This is a genomic window from Oscillibacter sp. GMB15532, from assembly GCF_041020825.1.
GTDB lineage: Bacteria > Bacillota > Clostridia > Oscillospirales > Oscillospiraceae > Oscillibacter.
Genome location: NZ_JBEVTO010000006.1, coordinates 225,161 through 243,191, shown reverse-complemented (window position 1 = coordinate 243,191; position 18,031 = coordinate 225,161). Strand labels below are relative to the sequence as shown.

Genomic DNA, 18,031 nt, shown 5'->3' with positions numbered 1-18,031 from the left:
CGCGTTTTGAAAATATGAATCATCCGCCCCGCTCTGTCACAAATCGGACGGAGTGGCATAGCGCTCGATGATATAGTCTTTGATCCGCCGCGTGGCCGGCGAGAGCGGATGATTTTTCGCCCAGGAGAGATACACTGTCCGCACAAATGCCTGCTCCGAGTCTTCAATGGGGATGACCGACACCTTTGCATTTTCCATCGCCGGCACCTGCGGCAAAATGGATACGCCAAACCGCAGCGCTACATATTGCAGCGCAGCGTTGCACTCTCTCACCTCAAACATGACGATGGGGGTCACTCCCCGCTTTGCAAACACCTGATCCACCAGTGTGCGAAGATTGCTGGGCTTATCCAGCATCACCATGGGCTCCCGCGCAAACTGCTCGAAGGTGACGCTGCTCTTCCCCGCCAGCGGGTGGTTTGCGGGCACCGCCAGATAGAGCGGCTGGCGCATAATCGTCACCGATTCAATGCTGTCATCCAGATGCATACAAAAGGCCAGGTCCAGCCCGCCACTTTTCAGCTGGGTAAAAATATCAAAGGAGGGGGCCTCCAAAAATTGAAAGCGGATTCCCCGATTTTCCTCCCGACTGTATACCTCTGCCATGATAGATGGAATCAGCGAGGACGAAATGGAGTGGAAATATCCCAGATTCACCACCTGCAAGGCAGTCCCTGCCAATTGATGCAGCACATCCGCTCCCTCGTCCAGCAGGGCCAGCGCCTTTTCCGCATAGGGCAGGAACTGTTCCCCGTACACGGTCAGACTGACTATGCGGTTTTCCTTGTTGAACAATTTAACCCCCAGTTCTTTTTCCAGCTCGCTGATGGAATAGCTCAAACTGGGCTGCGCAATATGCAGTTCCTTGGCCGCATGCGTATAGTGAAGCACCCGCGCCAACGTCTTAAAGTATTGCAGCTGAAGCAGCGTCATGTATCTCTCCTCAAATCTTCAACTATTTCCAAAGCCCTTATCATACATGTCAAATTTTTCTTATTATACCATAGATACCGTTTGTCGTAACAGATAAAGATATTTGATGTTTTTTGTGCATTGTGCGCGCTTGCTTTGTCACTTTTTTATAGACTCTTTCTATCCATGAAAAAGAAAGCTGGTATTGGACACAGCGGCACAGACAGACTAAGATACTACTATAAGCGTTTTTTCTTACACACTTTTTATGAAATAAAATAACGAAGGGGAATGTAATTATGGCTAAAGAGGTAACCGCGGAACAGCTTCAGATGCTGGATGAAATGGTAGCCCGGGCGAAAGCTGCCGCCGACATCATCGCAACGTATGATCAGGAGCGCGTGGACCGCCTCTGTCAGGCTGTCGCTGCCGCGATTTGCGATATGAAGGTCTGGGCGCCCATCTGCGACGAAGCCGTTGACGAAACCCAGCTTGGCGACAAGGTGACCAAGCGCAACAAGCGCAACAAGATCAAGCTGATTCTCCGTGACTGCCTGCGTCAAAAGAGCGTTGGCATTATTGAGGAGAATACCGAGAAAGGTCTGGTGAAATACGCCAAGCCCGTGGGCGTTATCGCAACGCTTGTCCCCACCACGAATCCGTGTCTGACTCCCGCCGGTCAAATTGTTTACGCCATCAAGGCCCGGGATGTGCTGATCTGCTCTCCCCATCCCCGTGCGAAGAACGTGACCAACAAGTGCATCAACATCATCCGCGAGGCTCTGGTCCGGGAGGGCGCTCCCGCCGACATCATCCAGGGCATTACCGAACCTTCCATTGCTTTGACGCAGGAGCTCATGAAAAAGGTCAATCTGGTAATCGCCACCGGCGGTCGTCCCATGGTCAAATCCGCCTATTCCTCCGGAACTCCCGCTTACGGCTCCGGAGCCGGCAATGCCACCGTGATCATCGACGACACCGCCAACACCCCCGAGCGTCTGGCCGAAGCCGCCATGAACTCCCGCATTTCCAAGTGCTCTGACTATGGCTCCGGTTGCTCCTGCGATGGCAACCTCGTCATCCACGATTCCGTGTATGACGACTTCGTCAAGGCGTTGGTTGCAGAGGGCGCTTACCTTGCCAACGACGAAGAGGCCGAGAAGCTCAAGGCCGTCATGTGGGACGAGATCGGCCACCGTCTGCCCAACACCGTGGCTATCAGCGCCCAGAAGCTGGCCGAGGCTGCCGGGTTCACCATCCCCGATGACCGCAAGTTTATTGCCGTCACCGGCGGCGGCAAGGAGAACATCGGCAAGGACCATTATTTCTCCAGCGAAAAGCTGACCACGCTGCTGGCCCTGTTTAAGTATGAGGGTGAGTTTGAAAATGCCCTTGATATGATGCGCGGCATATTTGAAGTCGGCGGGAAGGGCCACTCCTGCGGCATCTATTCCTGGGATGATGAGCACATTCACCGTCTGGGCCTGGCCGCTCCTGTCTCCCGCATCATGGTGCGCCAGCCCAACAACAAGGGCAACTCCGGCTCTTCTACCAACGGAATGCCTCCCACGTCCTCGATGGGCTGCGGCACTTGGGGCGGCAACATCGTCTCTGAGAACATTGCTCTGCGCCACTACATGAACACCACCTGGGTGGCGCGTCCTCTGCCCGAGGATATGCCCTCCAACGAAGAGCTGTTTGGCGACTTCTTCAAAGAGGGTATGGACGAGGAATAAGTCTCCGCGTCACATCCAGCTGCCGCGCCGCAGTATAAAAATATTAGGCGGGTGAGACGCCGCCAAGCCCGCGCTGCGGGGCAGCCTGACAGAAAACTGCTTAATGCCACCACGAAAGGCGCAAAACCTTCCGTGGTGGCATTCTTTACATTGTCTGGAAAGGAACTTTCAAGATGGACAAATTCAAAGGAAGTCAGGATTACGTAGTCTCCGAAGAGCTGATGCGCGCGGTGAACATTGCCATGGTGCTTCAAAAGCCTCTGCTCCTTAAAGGAGAACCCGGAACAGGCAAAACCATGCTGGCCGAAGCCATTGCAGCCGCGCTGAAAAAAGAATTGATGATTTGGAACATCAAGTCCACCACCAAGGCGCAGGACGGACTGTATGTTTACGACGTGGTCCGGCGCCTGTATGACAGCCAGTTTGGCGGGGACAGCGTAGACAATATTGAAAAGTACGTCAAGCTTGGCAAGCTTGGCGATGCCTTTACCCATCGGGAACAGGCGATTTTGCTGATTGACGAAATTGACAAGGCGGATTTGGAGTTCCCCAACGATCTGCTTTGGGAACTGGACCGGATGGAATTTTATATCCCGGAGACAGGGCGCACGGTCAAGGCTGGGCAACGCCCCGTGGTAATTATCACCTCTAATGCGGAAAAAGAACTGCCCGACGCTTTTTTGCGCCGGTGTGTGTTCCATTATATTGAGTTTCCCGACAAGGAATTGATGACCCAGATTATCCGGGTCCATTTCTCCAATCTGGACGAATCGCTGCTCACTCAGGCACTGAACGCCTTTTACAGAATCCGGCAGCTGCCCCAGATCAGAAAAAAGCCCTCTACCAGCGAAATTATTGACTGGATTCAAGCTCTGATTCACGAGGGCGCAGATCCCGGCCAAATAATCAGTGAGCTTCCCTATCTGGGTGTTTTACTGAAAAAGAACGAGGACATAGACACGCTTCGGCGCAACTGGCGGTAAGCCCATGTTCAAGGAATTTCTATATCTACTGAGAAAAAGCGGCCTGAACGTCTCGCTTACCGAGTGGGTAAGTCTGATGGAAGCTCTGGACAAGGGACTACACGACTCCGGCTTCACCGGCTTTTACCACTTGTGCCGCTGCCTGCTGGTAAAGAGCGAGGCAGACTTTGACTGCTTTGACCGCTGCTTTCTGGACTACTTCAAAGGCATTCCTTCTCAGCAGGAACTATCTCAGGAGCTGTTGGAATGGCTGGAGAAGCCAAACTCCCCCATGGGGGAGTTTGACGAGCAGCAGGCAGAGCTGAACGCGCAGCTCAGCCAAGCGGAGGTCGAGGCGCTTTTCGAGGAGCGAAAATATGAGCAGCGGGAACAGCACAACTGCGGAAATTACTGGATTGGCACCCACGGTATGTCTGTTTTTGGCAACGTGGGCATGAGTCCCAACGGGATTCGGGTGGGCGGTCAGTCCGAATACAAACGGGCCTTTCGTGTGGCAGGAGAACGAAGATTCCGCGACTTTCGTGAGGACAGCACGCTGGATATCCGTCAATTTCAATCGGCACTGCGGAGACTGCGGCAATTTTCAGGGCTGGTGGACCTCCCCCGCACCCAGTTCGATGTGGAGCGCACCATTCAGGATACCGCCCAGCAGGGCGGCATGTTGAAGATACGCTATAAGCGCCCCCGGGAAAACACCGTCAAGCTGTTGCTGCTGATGGATTCAGGCGGCTCTATGGAGTATTACAGTACCCTGTGCTCCGCGCTGTTTCAGGCAGTAAGCAAATCCAGACATTTCAGGGAATTGAAAATTTACTACTTTCACAATTGTATTTACACTCGTTTATATAACGAGCCCATGATCGATCCTAAAAGCTCCGTCCCCTCTGACTGGGTCCTCTCCAATCTATCAGAAGACTGGAAGGTGGTTTTTGTGGGAGACGCGCAGATGTCCCCCCGTGAGCTGGAGGGATCCTATCAGGGGCACGGAGAAGACGGTCCCCGGTGCGGGCTTGACTGGCTGCATCTGTTTCACCGGAAATATCCCCATACCATTTGGCTCAACCCCGGCGACCGCCCTGACTGGGGCGAAGAGTGGTCCCACAGCTATGATACCATTGCCTCCCTTTTTCCCATGTTTCCTCTGACGGTGGAGGGCTTGGAGAAGGGCATGAAAAAACTTCTAACCCGCTGAAATGCACCGTGTTGCTTCTTTACTGATTAGAAATGCACCTTGTTTCAACGCCAGAACAGCGCGTGCACAATATGCATTAAGCGGGGGGCGAATCGCCGCCCGCCCAGCCGTTATTATTTCCTGTTCCAGAATCAAAGACCTGCAAAACGATAAATTCAATTTTCTCTTAATTCCCAATGTAGCCTTTTTCCCGAACATCTTCATCCTATCAACGGCCTGAGGCTTGTTTTTGTCAGTGTTTCTGTTATAATTACTGTGTTTGCATTGGGCATCAGTAACGCAATTGCGCTGATCAAGTAGTCGGTCCCGCTATTCAGCACGATTGATTTTGTCACACTTGTGTGTAAAAGTACGTTTTTCGGACGGACTTCCATATAAAAATATTGATTGGCGAAAGGGAGAAAATTGTATGAAGCTTTCTAACGAAGAGGTCAAGCAGGTCATTCCCCACCGCGACCCCATGCTGCTGGTAGACACGGTGGAGGAACTGGTTCCCGGTGAGCACATTGTAACCCGGTTTTATGTTGATCCGGCCCGGGAGATTTTTAAGGGCCATTTCCCCGGCGAGCCGGTGCTGCCCGGCGTTTACTCCGTGGAGTGCATGGCCCAGACCGCCGATATCCTGCTTTTGAAGATGGATCGTTACGCGGGAAAAATCCCCCTGTTTCTGGGCATCAACAACGTGCGTTTTCTGAAAAAGATTTTGCCGGGGGACACTATTGAAATTCGCGCGAAGATGGCCACCGAGCGGGCAGAAAAGGCCATTGCCACCTGCTCTGCGGAGATTTACAACAACGGCGAGCTGGCCGTCAGCGGAGACGTCACTCTGGCCATGCGCTGAACGGCGCAGAGGAGACAACTATGAAAATCATTACCTCAGCCGAGGCTGCGGCGATGATTCTCTCCAAACAAGATTTTTTAAAAGAACCGGAGGCAGGTGCTTCCGGTTCTTCTTTTTGTTTTCAAGCCTATTGATTAAAAATTTTTTAGCATAAAAAGCACACCCGTGCACAGACTATTTGCGGCGAAAGCCAAAGGATCGTCGGTTGTGCTGAAAATCACGGCAGAACCGGCAGTCCTTCAAAACTCTTTTCATCGGGAGGCTTTTATTATGAAGGACATGACCAACCACGGCAGCAACTGCACCCCCAACACCAGCATCAAGTGCACGGTCGACAACTGCGCCTATCACTGCCAGGAAAAGCAGTACTGCGGACTGAATGCCATCTCCGTGGGCACCCATGAGTCTAACCCCACCGAGAGCAAGTGCGTGGACTGCGAAAGCTTCAAGCTGAAGTAAGGCAGAGTTAAGTCAGCCGCTTGCGGTCCCATCCGCAAGCTTCCCGGGGGCCACGCCTCCGGGAATACATAGAAACCGGGGGTGGCAGGCATGAATGAGAAGTGGCGGGGGCGAATCGCGGGCGCGGCGGCAGGACTTGCAAACGGCCTGTTCGGCGGCGGCGGGGGAATGGTGTTTATCCCGGTGATGAGCAGATCCTCCTTAAAAAAACAAACGCTGTACGCCACCTGCGTCGGTGTAATTTTTCCCATCTGCGCCGTGTCGGCGGCGGTGTATTTCCTGCGGGCCGAGCTGTCATTGAAAACCGCCCTGCCGTATTTGCTGGGGGGCCTTGCCGGGGGCTTTTTAGGAGGACGGCTGTACGGAAAAATTTCGGTCAAGTGGCTTAAACGGCTGTTTGCCGTTTTTCTTTTCTACGGAGCCGTGAGGTATCTGCTGTGATGTGGATGCTGCCCTTTCTCTGCGGGCTGGGGGCCAGCATTCTCTCTGCATGGGGCGTGGGCGGGGGCACGCTGCTGCTGCTGGTAATGACGCTGTTTCTGGGCGTAGACCAGCGGACGGCGCAGGGAATCAATCTGCTGTTCTTTCTCCCCACGGCCGCTGCTGCGCTGGTGTTTCACTGGAAAAACGGGTTTCTGGACAAACCCACCCTGAAGCGCTCTGTTCCCTGGGCGGTGGTTTTTGCCCTTGCGGGCGCATGGGCCGCCACCGCGGTGGATGTGGAACTGCTGCGCAAACCCTTCGGCGTTTACCTGCTGGCTTCCGGCGTTTCGCTGCTGTGGCCCTCCAAAAAGAAATCGGAAGAGCCTCCGGAAGACAGCCCGGAAAAGAAACTGTAAGCAAAACGGAGAGTTCCTATCTATTTTGGTCCAAAATCATTTTTTAAATCAAGCATTGCTCTAAATTATATCCACGGGGGAAAACGCCTAGGCGTTTTCCCCCGTTTCTGCGCCGTTATCCGCGCTTTATCAATTTTTATTCCCCCGTATCGGAGAGCAGCCCCATCGCCGCGCCGTTGACCAGGCGGTCCGCCTGCCGGACCAAGTCCTCTCTGGGCAGGATCATATCCTGATCGAACCACGTTTTTATCAGTCCGATCAACCCGTACCCGATAAAGCTAATCAGAAAATCCATCTGCTCTGAAGACGCCGTGTGAAACTTTGCCCGCACAAGGCTGACGCCGTTGCGGTGGATCAGCTCCTGCAACCTGTCGGTAAAATTGCTGGTGGAGTTATTGGCAAACAAGGCCTCAAACTCCGGGCGATGCTTCACAATGTAGTCCAAAATCGGCTTAAACACCGGGCGCAGGGAGCCGCCCGCTTCAAACTCCGCCATATGCTCGTCGATCAGGAGCTGCGCCTCTGCCAGCATGTCCGTTTCCACGCTTTGAAGCAGCGCGGTGGTATCCGTATAATGAAGGTAAAACGTTCCCCGGTTCATATCCGCCCTCTCCGTGACATCCCGCACGGAGATGGCGGAAAACTTTTTTTCCAGCATCAGCTCCAGCAGTCCCTTTTTCAACAGCTTCTGAGAGCGGCGCGACCGCCGATCCTCTCCTTTTTCCACCTTGTTCATACCCCTTTCACATAAAAGCAAATCCGCAGCGCTCTTTGCCGCGGATATCCCCACAGGCCCAAGCCATTGCTGAATGTCTTGGCGGGGCCGAAAATTCAACAGGCTTTTACTTAAAATACACAACGGTCCAAATATGGCCGCTTGCGGATATTATAGTTCAGCTCTGTCTAAAAATCAACAAAAATATTTTAATCAAAAATTGTTTATTATTTTCGCTGAAAGCTATTGCTTTTTGAGGTAGACCCGACTATAATTCTCTCTGGTATAAAATTGACATAATTCCACTAACGGACATATGTTTATAATTGAGAGGAGCATTTTTATGGTTTACAAATCCCCCTTCCGCGCCTCCCGGTATACGCGTGCGCTTGCCCTGATGCTGGCGGCGGCGCTTCCGGCTACGCTGATCCCCGTGGGCGCAGCGGAAAAAATCGGCGATGGCGTGACCCCTACTTACGACGAGGCATATTACGCCACGCTGGATTACTACGGCAATCTGACAGAGGGCAGCGTGGTGAAAAGCTACGCCCTCAATGGGGCCACAGCCCTGACGGATTACGGCGTCTACGACGAGGTGGTAAACCTGACTGATGGCACGGTCCCTGCCGAGAAGGACGATACCACCACCTTTGATTTCAGCAAGGAAACTGCACCCTCCCACTTTTATTTTGAGGGAAAGACCACCGCGCCGTTTGCCGCCCTGCCATGGACCATCACCTTGTCCTACACGCTCAACGGCGTTCCCACCAAGGCGGAGGACCTGGCGGGAAAAACCGGCGTGGTGAACATTAATCTGGACATCATTCCCAACAAAAACGCCAGTGACTATGCAAAAAACAACTACACGCTGGAGGCTGTGGCCCTGTTTAATCAGGACGATATTCTTTCCCTGAAAGCAAAGGGTGCGCAGGTCCAACTGGTAGGCAACCTGCGCACCCTGCTGTTTTTGGCCCTGCCGGGGGAGGAACAGCACTTTACCATCGAAGTCGGCTCCGACAATTTCTCCTTTGGCGGCATGACGTTTATGATGCTTCCCGCCACACTGGCGCAGTTGGACCAGATTGCGAAGCTGAGCGAGCGCAAGGACGAGCTGGAAGACGATTACGAAAAGCTCAACAACAGTCTGGACACCACGCTGGATGCCCTGAGCAGCATGACCGGCAGTCTCTATTCCAGCGCCAAGGGGCTTGACGCACTGAACAAGGCCCGGGGCACTATCTCCGCCGGAAAGGGCGCCATCTACGACGGAATCGACACCTCCAAGCTGGATCTGGAAAGCATTGCGGCCCTGCTGGACCCGGTGGCCGAGCAGATACAGGCCGCCAGCGAAACGCTGACGAAGTCAAAGGACATTTTGCAGACCATGAGCGACACCACCGTGTCGCTGAAAACCGAGCTGACCCAGACCAAAAACGCACTGCATAATCTGGAAAAGAGCAGCGGCGATCTCCGGGACCTGACCGTTGAGATGAAGCGGCTCAGCGGCAATCTGGAGAGTCTGAGAAACGCGCTGCGGGATATGGACAATATTCCCTCCGTCAGTTCTCCGTTGGCGGGCTATGGTGATATTGCCACCCTGCGTCAGGCCCGGGATACCGTGGTGAGCTTAAAAAACGGCTACGACGCAGACCCCACTTTATCCGGCAATCTTCCCGCCGGTACCAGCTTCAACGATTACGTGCTGGCGGTGCTCTCGGCAAGCGGCCAGTCAGACAGCTATGAAAGTCTGATGCAAGTCTACGAAAAGCGGCAGCAGATGGGCGCGGATTCCTTTGACTTTTTGCTGGATAACTCCGGGTCTGTGGACGCGGTTCTGGAGGTCCTGAACGGAACCACGCAGGAAGTCAATTCAACGCTCAACGGCATTGCCGGGCCCACTGCCGACGTGGTGAGCAGGCTGGCCTATATCTGCGACGAAATGGGCGCGCTGTACAACCTTCTGGACAATGTGGAGGATATGGCCCACATCGGGCAGGCCGCTACGGACAAGGCAAGCACGCTTCTCGACAAGGTGGGCGCACTGCAAACTCTTTTGAGCACTTACGAGCCCAAGGCGCAGGAAAGCCTTAAAACGCTGGAGGATTTAAGCGTTACCGCCGCAGGCTCCATCCGCAACGCGGAAAAGCTGATTTCCGACACGGAAGCTCTGGCCCGAACCTCCGGCGAGCAGTTGGACGAGGGCACTAAGCAGGCGCTGGAGGGACTGTCCGCCTCCCTGCGCCAGACCGCCGCTGCCCTTGCCACCAGCAAGGATATTAAATCCGCGAAAAACAGTCTGGACAGTATCATCACAGATACGTGGAACGAACACACAGGCGATGTGGATAACCTGCTGAATATGGACAGCTCCGCTCCGGCCCAGTCGCTGACCTCCGGCCAGAACCCCGCACCCCAAAGCATTCAGGTCCTGATTCGTTCTCAGGAAATCAAGGTTCCTGATGAGGACGAGGAGGAGGCAGCGACTCCCGCCGCCGACAAGGGCAGCTTCGGAAGTCGTGTGGGCCAGATGTTCCATGACTTTTGGTCTTCAATCACTGGAATTTTCCACTGAGAGACTGTCATATGAAAGAAGAAGGTGACTTCCTGTGATTGAGAAACTTGCCCACGGGCTGACCCGCAGGCCCAAACTGGTGGCAACCATTGCCGCCCTGCTGCTGATTCCCTCTGCAATCGGGTTTGTGGCCACCCGCGTCAACTACGACATTCTGTCCTACCTGCCCCAGAGCTCGGAATCCTCTCAGGGGGAAAAGCTGCTGGAGGACCCGTTTAAAATGGCCGCCACCAGTATGCTGATTGTGGAGGATATGCCCGCCGGATACAGCAACCGTCTGATTCAGGAAATTCAAGATATTCCCGGCGTCAGCAACGCCATCTGGGTCAGCAGCATGGTGGGCATTCAGATTCCCACCGAATTTATCCCCGCCAACCTCAGAGATATGTTTTTCTCCGGGGACGCCACGATGATGGTGATTCAGTACGACCATCCGGGCGCTTCCGACGAGACGATGGAGGCCATCGACCAAGTGCGGTCAGTATGCAATGAAAAGTGCTTTCTGGCGGGCTTTTCCGTAGTCATCAAGGATACCCGGGACCTGATGGACAGCGAGCTTCCACTCTTTGTGGGTCTTGCGGTTTTTTTGGCGCTGGCCGCCATGTCGCTCACGCTGGAATCCACCGTGCTGCCCTTTATATTTCTTGCCAGCATCGGGTTTGCCGTTATTTATAACTTTGGCTCCAACATTTTTCTGGGACAAATCTCCTATCTTACCAAGGCAATTGCGGCCGTTTTGCAGCTTGGCGTCACCATGGACTACTCCATCTTCCTCTACCACCGCTACGAGGAAGAGCGGAGCAATTACGAGGATAGGCGCGACGCAATGGCAAAGGCCATTGTCTCTGCATTTACCTCTCTTTCAGGCAGCAGCCTGACCACCATCGCGGGCTTTCTGGCCCTGTGCTTCATGCGGCTGACGCTGGGCCGGGATATCGGCATCGTTATGGCAAAGGGCGTGCTGCTGGGCATTGCCACGGTGATTTTGGTGCTGCCCTCTCTGGTTCTGCTTTTTGATAAACAGATTGATCAGCACAAGCACAAAACGCTGATTCCCAGCTTTGACAAAATCAATGTCCGCATTCTAAAGCACCGCTGGGTTTTCGTCGGCCTGACCCTTTTAATGTTCCTGCCGGCCATTTACGCGCAAAATCACACAGGTATCTATTACAAATTGGATGCGTCCCTGCCTCAGGACCTTCCCTCCATTGTGGCCAACGAAAAACTAAAGAGCGACTTTGACATGGGCACGTCCCACTTCGTGCTTTTGCGGGACGATATCTCTACAACAGACATGAATCAGCTGGAAAATGCCCTTGAGGAGTTGCCCGGCATTACCTCGGTGCTGTCCTATCACTCCCTGCTGGGCGTGGGGATTCCGGAGTTTTTTGTGCCGGACGAGGTGCGCACCATGCTCAAGCAGGACGGCTGGCAGATGATGATGATCAACTCCAAATACGCCACCGCGTCTCAGGAGGTAGCCGACCAGCTGGATGAGATGCGGGGGATTCTCAAGCAGTATGACCCCAGCGCCCTGATTACCGGCGAGGCAGCCATGACCAATGACCTGATTGAAACCTCCGCCGTGGACTTTAATGTCACCAATTACATCTCCACAGCCGCCATTTTTCTGATCGTTTTATTCGTGTTCCAGTCCCTCACCGTTCCGGTGGTCCTGGTGGGCACCATTGAGCTTGCCATTTTTATCAATCAGGGCGTGCCCTATTTTACCGGGACAGAGATTCCCTTTATCGCCCCTACCATCATCGGCTGCGTACAATTGGGCGCCACGGTGGACTATGCCATTCTAATGACCACACGCCTCCAGGAGGAGCTGCGGGCTGGAAAAAGCCGGGACGAAGCCATCCATATCGCCGCCACCTCCTCCGACCCCTCCATCATCACCAGTTCGCTGGTGCTCTTCTGCGCCACGCTGGGCGTGTCCTTTGTCTCCAGCATTGACCTGATTGGGTCCATCTGCGTGATGCTGGCTCGGGGCGCATTGATTTCGGCGACAATCAGCATTTTTATCATGCCTTCCATTCTCAGTGTGTGCGAGCCAATGTTCAACAAGACCAGCCGGTACTGGCGGACCACACCTCCGGTAAAGCCTTCCCGCGTTGCGAAGGCACTGCAAGCCGCCGCAAAAGGACTTCCCGTCGGGAAAAAAGCAGACACGGCGGACAGCGAAACCCCACAATTGAAAAATGAACACGGTTCCGGCAAGCCGTCTTCCTCTCAGCTTGCGGTTGAAAGCCCCCTTTCTGAGAAACAAAAACCTTCCTCCGGCAAGGCGCACGAGAAAAAAGCGCATTTCGTGGTGTTTAAACGCACTCTTTCCCGTGGAAAAGCAAAAATTTCGGCTGATGCAGGCAGCAATTCCAACCGCCCCGGCCCCAAAAATACGTCCTCCGAATCCTCGGCTGCAACCACTCCGGAAGAAAAAGAGCCTACTAAAACCCATTGAATTACACACCTCGTTTTCGTCCTCTAGCGAAAGCAAAACGGCCTCCTTTCGCGCGGCAAGCGTGAGAGGAGGCCATCTTAACGGGCGATATCCCGGTAGAATCAACGTTGCGGATCTCCCCCTGTCACGTCTGTGGCGTGAAAAAACTCGGTTTAACAACGACTTTTTGCTATCCTGAGCCGCATTTCAGCAGCCACCCAGCGCAGGTCTTTGGGCAGACAAACGAAAAGGCGGACAGTTAAAACTGTCCGCCCCTTCGCAGGAATTAATGCTCGGCTCTCCTCATAAACTCCCGCGTAATTTACTTTCGGTTTCATTTCGCTCCATCGTGGCTTTAATCAGCGGGCAGCTCTTCAAACGCCTCGTCCAGATGAAGGACCACCTCTAAATATTCCCCGTCCCGCCAGAGCTTCATAGGCAGGTCGTCGCCGATGCGGAACTGGCGGCGAACGTTCAGCAGCATATGCCGCTCGGTCACGGTCTGCCCACCGGCGGAGACAATCACGTCTCCCCCCTTCACCCCGGCCCTGTCGGCAGCGGAACCGATGCTCACGTCCTGCACCTCTACGCCCTGCGTTCCATCGGGCAGGACCTTGGGCATATCGAGGATGGTGACGCCCAGCCGCGGCTCCGGAAGGACCTGTCCGCTCTCCAGGATATCATTCACCATTTTCTGTACCGAACGCATGGGCAGCGCAAAGCCCAGTCCCTCCACGTTCGAAGAAAAGGACATCATTTTGATGGTGTTTACGCCCACAACCTGCCCGTATACATTAATGAGGGGGCCGCCGGAGTTCCCCTCGTTCAAAGCCGCGTTGGTCTGGATCAGCGTCATTGTACGGCCCGAAACATCCACATCCCGGTTGATGGCAGAGACAATGCCGTCCGTCAGCGTTCCCCGCAGCTCCACGCCCAGAGGATTTCCGATGGCGTATACCGTGTCGCCCACCATCAGCGCATCGGAATCGCCCATCTCCGCCGCAGGCAGATCCGTAGCCTCCAGCTTTAAAACCGCCACATCGTTTCCGCTGTCGCCGCCCACATAGAGGGCCTCATAGGTCCTGCCGGAGGCCAGCGTCACGCTGCAATCGTGGCTTCCCGCCACCACATGATAGTTGGTGAGAACATACCCATCCTCCCGGAAAATCATGCCGGTGCCCACCGACGCGCCCCGGTCCAGCTGCGCGATCACCGTCACCACCGCCGGATTCACCCTGCGGTAAATTTCCTGAATACTCAGTGCACCGCTGGGAGCGGAGGTCAGCTCCATCATCGCGCCCTGGCCGTATGGATAGGTCTCAATGGAAACCTCCTCCTGATCCCAGTCCTCGTTTTGCAGGTATTCCTCCCCCGAAGAAGAGGGATTGAAGTAAAAAAAGCCGCCGTTCAAAATGAATGCACCGACGGCCAGTCCCCCCGCAACAGCAAGGCAGGCCAAGAAAATCCACAGCCCCCGTCTTCCCCGGACCCGTTTTTTAGAAACCTTCGGGGTCAAAATCGGCCCGATCGCAGGGACGCTGTTCGTCGGAACCGGTGGCTCCGCCCGGCCCGGCAGCCGCCGGGACTGGACATAAACCTCCACCACCTCCTGAGGCCTGGGCAGGGGGGGATAGTATTCCACCACCTCCCGGGGGTCGTCCCGGACGGGGGCAGCTCGGCTCCCTTCCGGCACGGTGCCTTGCTCGTCAGCGGGCTGAATTTTAAAAAACTGGTCGTTCATCTGCGCCTCGTTATTCCGCGGTCAGGGAGAACGAAAACTCGGTGACGCCGTTCTCGCTGGTCACATTGATTTTTTCCCGGTGCTGCTCCAAAATGGTTTTGACAATATAAAGCCCCAGCCCCACGCCGGTTTTATCCTCGCTGCGGGACTTGTCGCTCTTGTGGAACCGCTCGAACAAAAGCGGCAGCTCGTCGGGAGGAATGGTGTCTCCCTCGTTGCGCACGACAACGCGGGCCTTGCCGTCCCGCCGGGCCACGCCCAGATACAGCACGGAGCCGGGCGTCGCAAATTTTGCCGCGTTTTCCAGCAGGTTATAAATGACCTGAGTGATCATGTCGTTGTCCCCCAGAACCAGAATTGGCTCCTCCGGGATGTCTGCGTCCACGTCCAGCCCACGGTCGGTAATTTTCTTTTCCATGGAAATCAGCACCCGGCGCATACTTTCGCAAAGGTCGAAGTGGGCCCCGCTTTTCATGGGATCGATGGCCTGAAGCTGGCTCACGTCCAGCATCCGCCGGACCATGCGGCTCAGGCGGCGGCTCTCCTCCGCGATGATTTGCAGGTACTGCTTTTCGCTTTCATAGGGGATGGTCCCGTCCAGAATGCCGTCGGTATACCCGGCGATGGTGGTCATGGGGGTTTTTAGCTCGTGAGAGATATTGGCGATAAACTCTCTGCGCTTGCGCTCTGTTTGCAGCAGCGTCTCAGCCATGTTGTTGAAGGAGACCGCCAGCTGGCCGATTTCATCGTTTCGTTCGGTATCCCGCATCCGGATGTCAAATTCTCCGTCGGCAAACCGCCGGGTGGCGGCCACCATCTCCCGGATGGGCCGAACCTGCCGCATGGCGGTGACGGAGGAGGCCATAAACGCCACCATCAGCACCACGCAGGAGGTCATGACAAACAGGCCGATAAACCCCTGCCACATTTTATCCAGCGCAGAGTGGAGCACAGACACGGCAAACACCGCGCCCACCTGTTTTCCCCCTGCATCAGCCACGGGAACGCCCACCACAAGGTGCTTTTCCGTGTACACCCCATTCAGATTGGAGCGGCCGGAGCTTACCCCCTGCGTCAGGATTTTGTCCATCAGCTTCTGGGGGACGGTGACAGACAGCCCGTCCAGCCCCTCGTCGGTGGAAAGGAGTGCGCGGCCCTGCGTGTCGCAGACAAGAAAATTCAAATCAGAGATGGACGCGGCAAAACCAGCCAGCGTCAAAAGCTCCGTTTCACTTGAAAACCCGCCGCTGCTCAGATAGCTGGCGGAGAGGCGGGCCACCACGCCCGCCCGGGTTTCCATATCATTGATCCGCTGCTGACGGAGAAAGTTATAGCCCAGCGCAGAGTAAGATGCCCCCAGCAGAGCCAGCGTCAGCAGCACGGTGCCCATGGTCAGAAGCATCTGCCGCCAATATAGCCCCGGAAAGCGTTCGCCCAGCCGTTTCATGCCTTCTCCGTCTGCTTTGCCGCGCCCATCACCTCAAACTTATAGCCCACGCCCCACACGGTTTTCAGCGCCCACTGGTCGGACACGTCCTCCACCTTCTCGCGCAGGCGCTTGATATGGACGTCCACGGTGCGGCTGTCTCCAAAATAGTCAAAGCCCCACACCTCGTCCAGCAATTGGTTGCGGGTATACACCCGGTTGGGCGTGGCTGCCAGATGGTACAAAAGCTCCAGCTCCTTGGGGGGCGTGTCCACTTTTTTGCCGTCCACAATCAGCTCGTAGGAATCCAGATTCACCACCAGCTTGTCAAAGGTCAGCTTTTTCGACGTGTCGTTGGGGATCTCCGTCCGGCGGAGAACCGCGTTGATCCGCGCCAGCAGCTCCTTCATTTCAAAGGGCTTTACAATATAGTCGTCCGCGCCCATCTCCAAGCCCTGAATGCGGTCGAACACCTCGCTCTTGGCGGTCAGCATGATGATGGGAACCTTGCTGGTTTCCCGGATTTTCGCGCACACGGCCCAGCCATCCATCACCGGCAGCATAATGTCCAGCAGAATCAGATCGGGCGCCTGCTTCTGGAATTCCTCCACCGCCCTGCCGCCGTCCGCGGCGATGCGGACGTCAAAGCCCTCCTTCACAAGATACATGTGGATCAGGTCGGAGATGTTGTGATCGTCCTCCACAACCAGAATGTTTCGCGCCATAGTCCTGCCTCCGTACTTTTTTAAAATGGGGGCGTCTCCCCCGCTCTATGTTACCTATTATATACGCTTTGGCCCTCAGATGTTGAATTTTTTGTAAAACACACGCTTAAAAGGCCGTTTCCGTCATGGCGGGCAGCCGGTCCTCCTCTTCCGCGGCGGAGGCGAGAAACGCCCGCAGGGCCCCGGCGGTCACGTCACTCCCCAGCCACACGGACACAGCGCCCCGCCGTTTGCCGATTTGCTTCAGGAGCGTGTTCGCCGCACCGGAGGAGCCAAGGCCGTATTCCGCGCGGTCGATGGTAGGATTCAAAGAGCAATAGCCAGCCGCCCTGAGGGCGGCTGCGTCTCCGTCCGCCCCATAGACCAGCCGGGTTTTCATCCCGGCCTCGGAAAACAATGTCCGGTTCATGGCGGTCAGTCGCTCCCTCACACCCGCTCCGGGGCCAAGAAGCAGACCCACGGCGCTGCCAGAGGCCGCGATGCGCCGAAGCTGGTCCCCGCTGCGGGCAAGACTCTCCTCCGTGAAATAAAAGGCGGCGTGGGAGCCCTGGCTCTCCAGCGCGTCCAGCCACGCGGTCACAGTCTCCGCGTCCTCCGCCAGGAAGCAGAGGTAAATGGATTTTCCGGAAGAAGCGGGGTCCTCGACCTCCGGGTCTTCCGTCTCCCCCGTGTTGATGTCCGTCGGGTCGGCGATGCTTTGTTTTTGATACTGCTGGTATTTCGCGTCCAGCTGATAGGAGGCGGTATCCGTAAACATGCTGTCGGGCAGAACGGCGGACGCGCTTTTTACCCGGATCAGGTATCCGTGGTTCACCGGCGTATTGCTGTATGCGCGGCCGAAATAGGATGCTACGGGCGAGGCCGCCACAAAGGTCACTCCGCCCCGGGTTACGCACACATGGTCGTACAGATCTCCCTGTCCGGTGGTGCCGGAGCCGGTAGAAACGTTGAACACCAGGGACCTGCTGGAGTCGTACAGCACCAGTGTCTGGGTGACCACGTTATAGGAATAGCCCACGCCGGACTCCCGGAACACCGTGGCCGCCACGTACAGATATCCGCCGAACCAGAAGGGCATGGTAGAATCCTTCAAATCCAGAACCCGCTCGTCCACAGCGGTGAAATACACCGAATCCTCCGCCGAAACGGGAGGACACAGCGTTCCCAGCAGGACCAGCGCCAGCACTGCGGCGGCAAATCTCTTTTTCACGCGGCGTTCCCCTCCCTTTTCCATCTTCACAGGATAGTTTTTTTCTATTTTAGCACGCTTTCGGCAGTTTTGTAAAGCATCCCCATGCTAAGAGACGCAGGCCCTTCCACGTAAATCCGATCTTGCGCTTTGCACCGGAAGGCAGTATAATGAGGCATAACAGCCGCCCCCCGTTTTACCCATTGCCACGGGCCGGTGTTTAGATTTGACGGTCCCTCCTCAGAAAGAGGCGGG

At 55.4% G+C, this 18,031-nt stretch carries 15 protein-coding genes; 9 read left to right on the top strand and 6 right to left on the bottom strand.

From position 1 onward, the window contains the following. Positions 1-36 precede the first annotated feature (36 nt). The gene (locus tag ABVS15_RS09315; RefSeq protein WP_369283454.1) at positions 37-933 is read right to left on the bottom strand and encodes a LysR family transcriptional regulator; all 897 of its coding nucleotides are present in this window, start codon (positions 931-933) and stop codon (positions 37-39) included. Positions 934-1,211: 278 nt separating this feature from the next. Here ABVS15_RS09315 and ABVS15_RS09310 point away from each other — a divergent pair, with 278 nt between their 5' ends. The 7 genes from ABVS15_RS09310 (at position 1,212) to ABVS15_RS09280 (ending at position 6,962) form a co-directional block, all read left to right on the top strand. Continuing rightward, positions 1,212-2,648 (top strand): aldehyde dehydrogenase family protein, encoded by a 1,437-nt coding sequence (locus ABVS15_RS09310; RefSeq protein ID WP_369283453.1) that lies wholly within the window; start codon positions 1,212-1,214, stop codon positions 2,646-2,648. A gap of 173 nt (positions 2,649-2,821) precedes the next feature. Next, complete coding sequence (locus ABVS15_RS09305) at positions 2,822-3,631, top strand: AAA family ATPase (RefSeq protein ID WP_369283452.1); 810 nt, start codon at positions 2,822-2,824, stop codon at positions 3,629-3,631. A gap of 4 nt (positions 3,632-3,635) precedes the next feature. Next, positions 3,636-4,823, top strand: a complete 1,188-nt coding sequence (locus ABVS15_RS09300) for a VWA domain-containing protein (RefSeq protein WP_369283451.1) — start codon at positions 3,636-3,638, stop codon at positions 4,821-4,823. Positions 4,824-5,232: 409 nt separating this feature from the next. Continuing rightward, on the top strand, positions 5,233-5,664 hold the full coding sequence (gene fabZ / locus ABVS15_RS09295) for a 3-hydroxyacyl-ACP dehydratase FabZ (protein WP_369283450.1): 432 nt from the start codon (positions 5,233-5,235) through the stop codon (positions 5,662-5,664). A 279-nt stretch (positions 5,665-5,943) separates the two neighbouring features. Then, positions 5,944-6,123, top strand: coding sequence for a DUF1540 domain-containing protein (locus ABVS15_RS09290; RefSeq protein ID WP_369283466.1), 180 nt, complete (start codon positions 5,944-5,946; stop codon positions 6,121-6,123). A 90-nt stretch (positions 6,124-6,213) separates the two neighbouring features. Then, complete coding sequence (locus tag ABVS15_RS09285) at positions 6,214-6,564, top strand: TSUP family transporter (protein ID WP_369283449.1); 351 nt, start codon at positions 6,214-6,216, stop codon at positions 6,562-6,564. Continuing rightward, the gene (locus ABVS15_RS09280) at positions 6,564-6,962 is read left to right on the top strand and encodes a TSUP family transporter (RefSeq protein WP_369283465.1); all 399 of its coding nucleotides are present in this window, start codon (positions 6,564-6,566) and stop codon (positions 6,960-6,962) included. The genes ABVS15_RS09285 and ABVS15_RS09280 overlap by 1 nt, the downstream gene beginning before the upstream one ends. Positions 6,963-7,098: 136 nt before the next feature. Here the strand turns inward: ABVS15_RS09280 and ABVS15_RS09275 are convergent, their stop codons facing one another. Then, on the bottom strand, positions 7,099-7,698 hold the full coding sequence (locus tag ABVS15_RS09275) for a TetR/AcrR family transcriptional regulator (RefSeq protein ID WP_369283448.1): 600 nt from the start codon (positions 7,696-7,698) through the stop codon (positions 7,099-7,101). Positions 7,699-8,020: 322 nt separating this feature from the next. Here ABVS15_RS09275 and ABVS15_RS09270 point away from each other — a divergent pair, with 322 nt between their 5' ends. Together ABVS15_RS09270 and ABVS15_RS09265 are read left to right on the top strand one after the other, a co-directional pair. Then, positions 8,021-10,249 carry a hypothetical protein gene (locus ABVS15_RS09270; RefSeq protein WP_369283447.1) on the top strand — a complete coding sequence of 743 codons (2,229 nt, stop codon included), beginning with the start codon at positions 8,021-8,023 and terminating at the stop codon, positions 10,247-10,249. A 34-nt stretch (positions 10,250-10,283) separates the two neighbouring features. Further along, positions 10,284-12,716: an RND family transporter gene (locus tag ABVS15_RS09265; RefSeq protein ID WP_369283446.1), complete on the top strand. Its 2,433-nt coding sequence runs from the start codon at positions 10,284-10,286 to the stop codon at positions 12,714-12,716. A 334-nt stretch (positions 12,717-13,050) separates the two neighbouring features. Here ABVS15_RS09265 and ABVS15_RS09260 read toward each other — a convergent pair whose 3' ends face one another. The 4 genes from ABVS15_RS09260 to ABVS15_RS09245 all read right to left on the bottom strand — a co-directional run bounded on the left by ABVS15_RS09260 (position 13,051) and on the right by ABVS15_RS09245 (position 17,797). Then, the gene (locus ABVS15_RS09260; RefSeq protein ID WP_369283445.1) at positions 13,051-14,436 is read right to left on the bottom strand and encodes a S1C family serine protease; all 1,386 of its coding nucleotides are present in this window, start codon (positions 14,434-14,436) and stop codon (positions 13,051-13,053) included. A 10-nt stretch (positions 14,437-14,446) separates the two neighbouring features. After that, on the bottom strand, positions 14,447-15,883 hold the full coding sequence (locus ABVS15_RS09255) for an ATP-binding protein (RefSeq protein ID WP_369283444.1): 1,437 nt from the start codon (positions 15,881-15,883) through the stop codon (positions 14,447-14,449). Then, the gene (locus ABVS15_RS09250; RefSeq protein ID WP_294855489.1) at positions 15,880-16,587 is read right to left on the bottom strand and encodes a response regulator transcription factor; all 708 of its coding nucleotides are present in this window, start codon (positions 16,585-16,587) and stop codon (positions 15,880-15,882) included. Before ABVS15_RS09250 ends, ABVS15_RS09255 begins: the two co-directional genes overlap by 4 nt. Positions 16,588-16,693: 106 nt before the next feature. Further along, positions 16,694-17,797 (bottom strand): hypothetical protein, encoded by a 1,104-nt coding sequence (locus ABVS15_RS09245; protein WP_369283443.1) that lies wholly within the window; start codon positions 17,795-17,797, stop codon positions 16,694-16,696. Between the last annotated feature and the right edge of the window lie 234 nt (positions 17,798-18,031).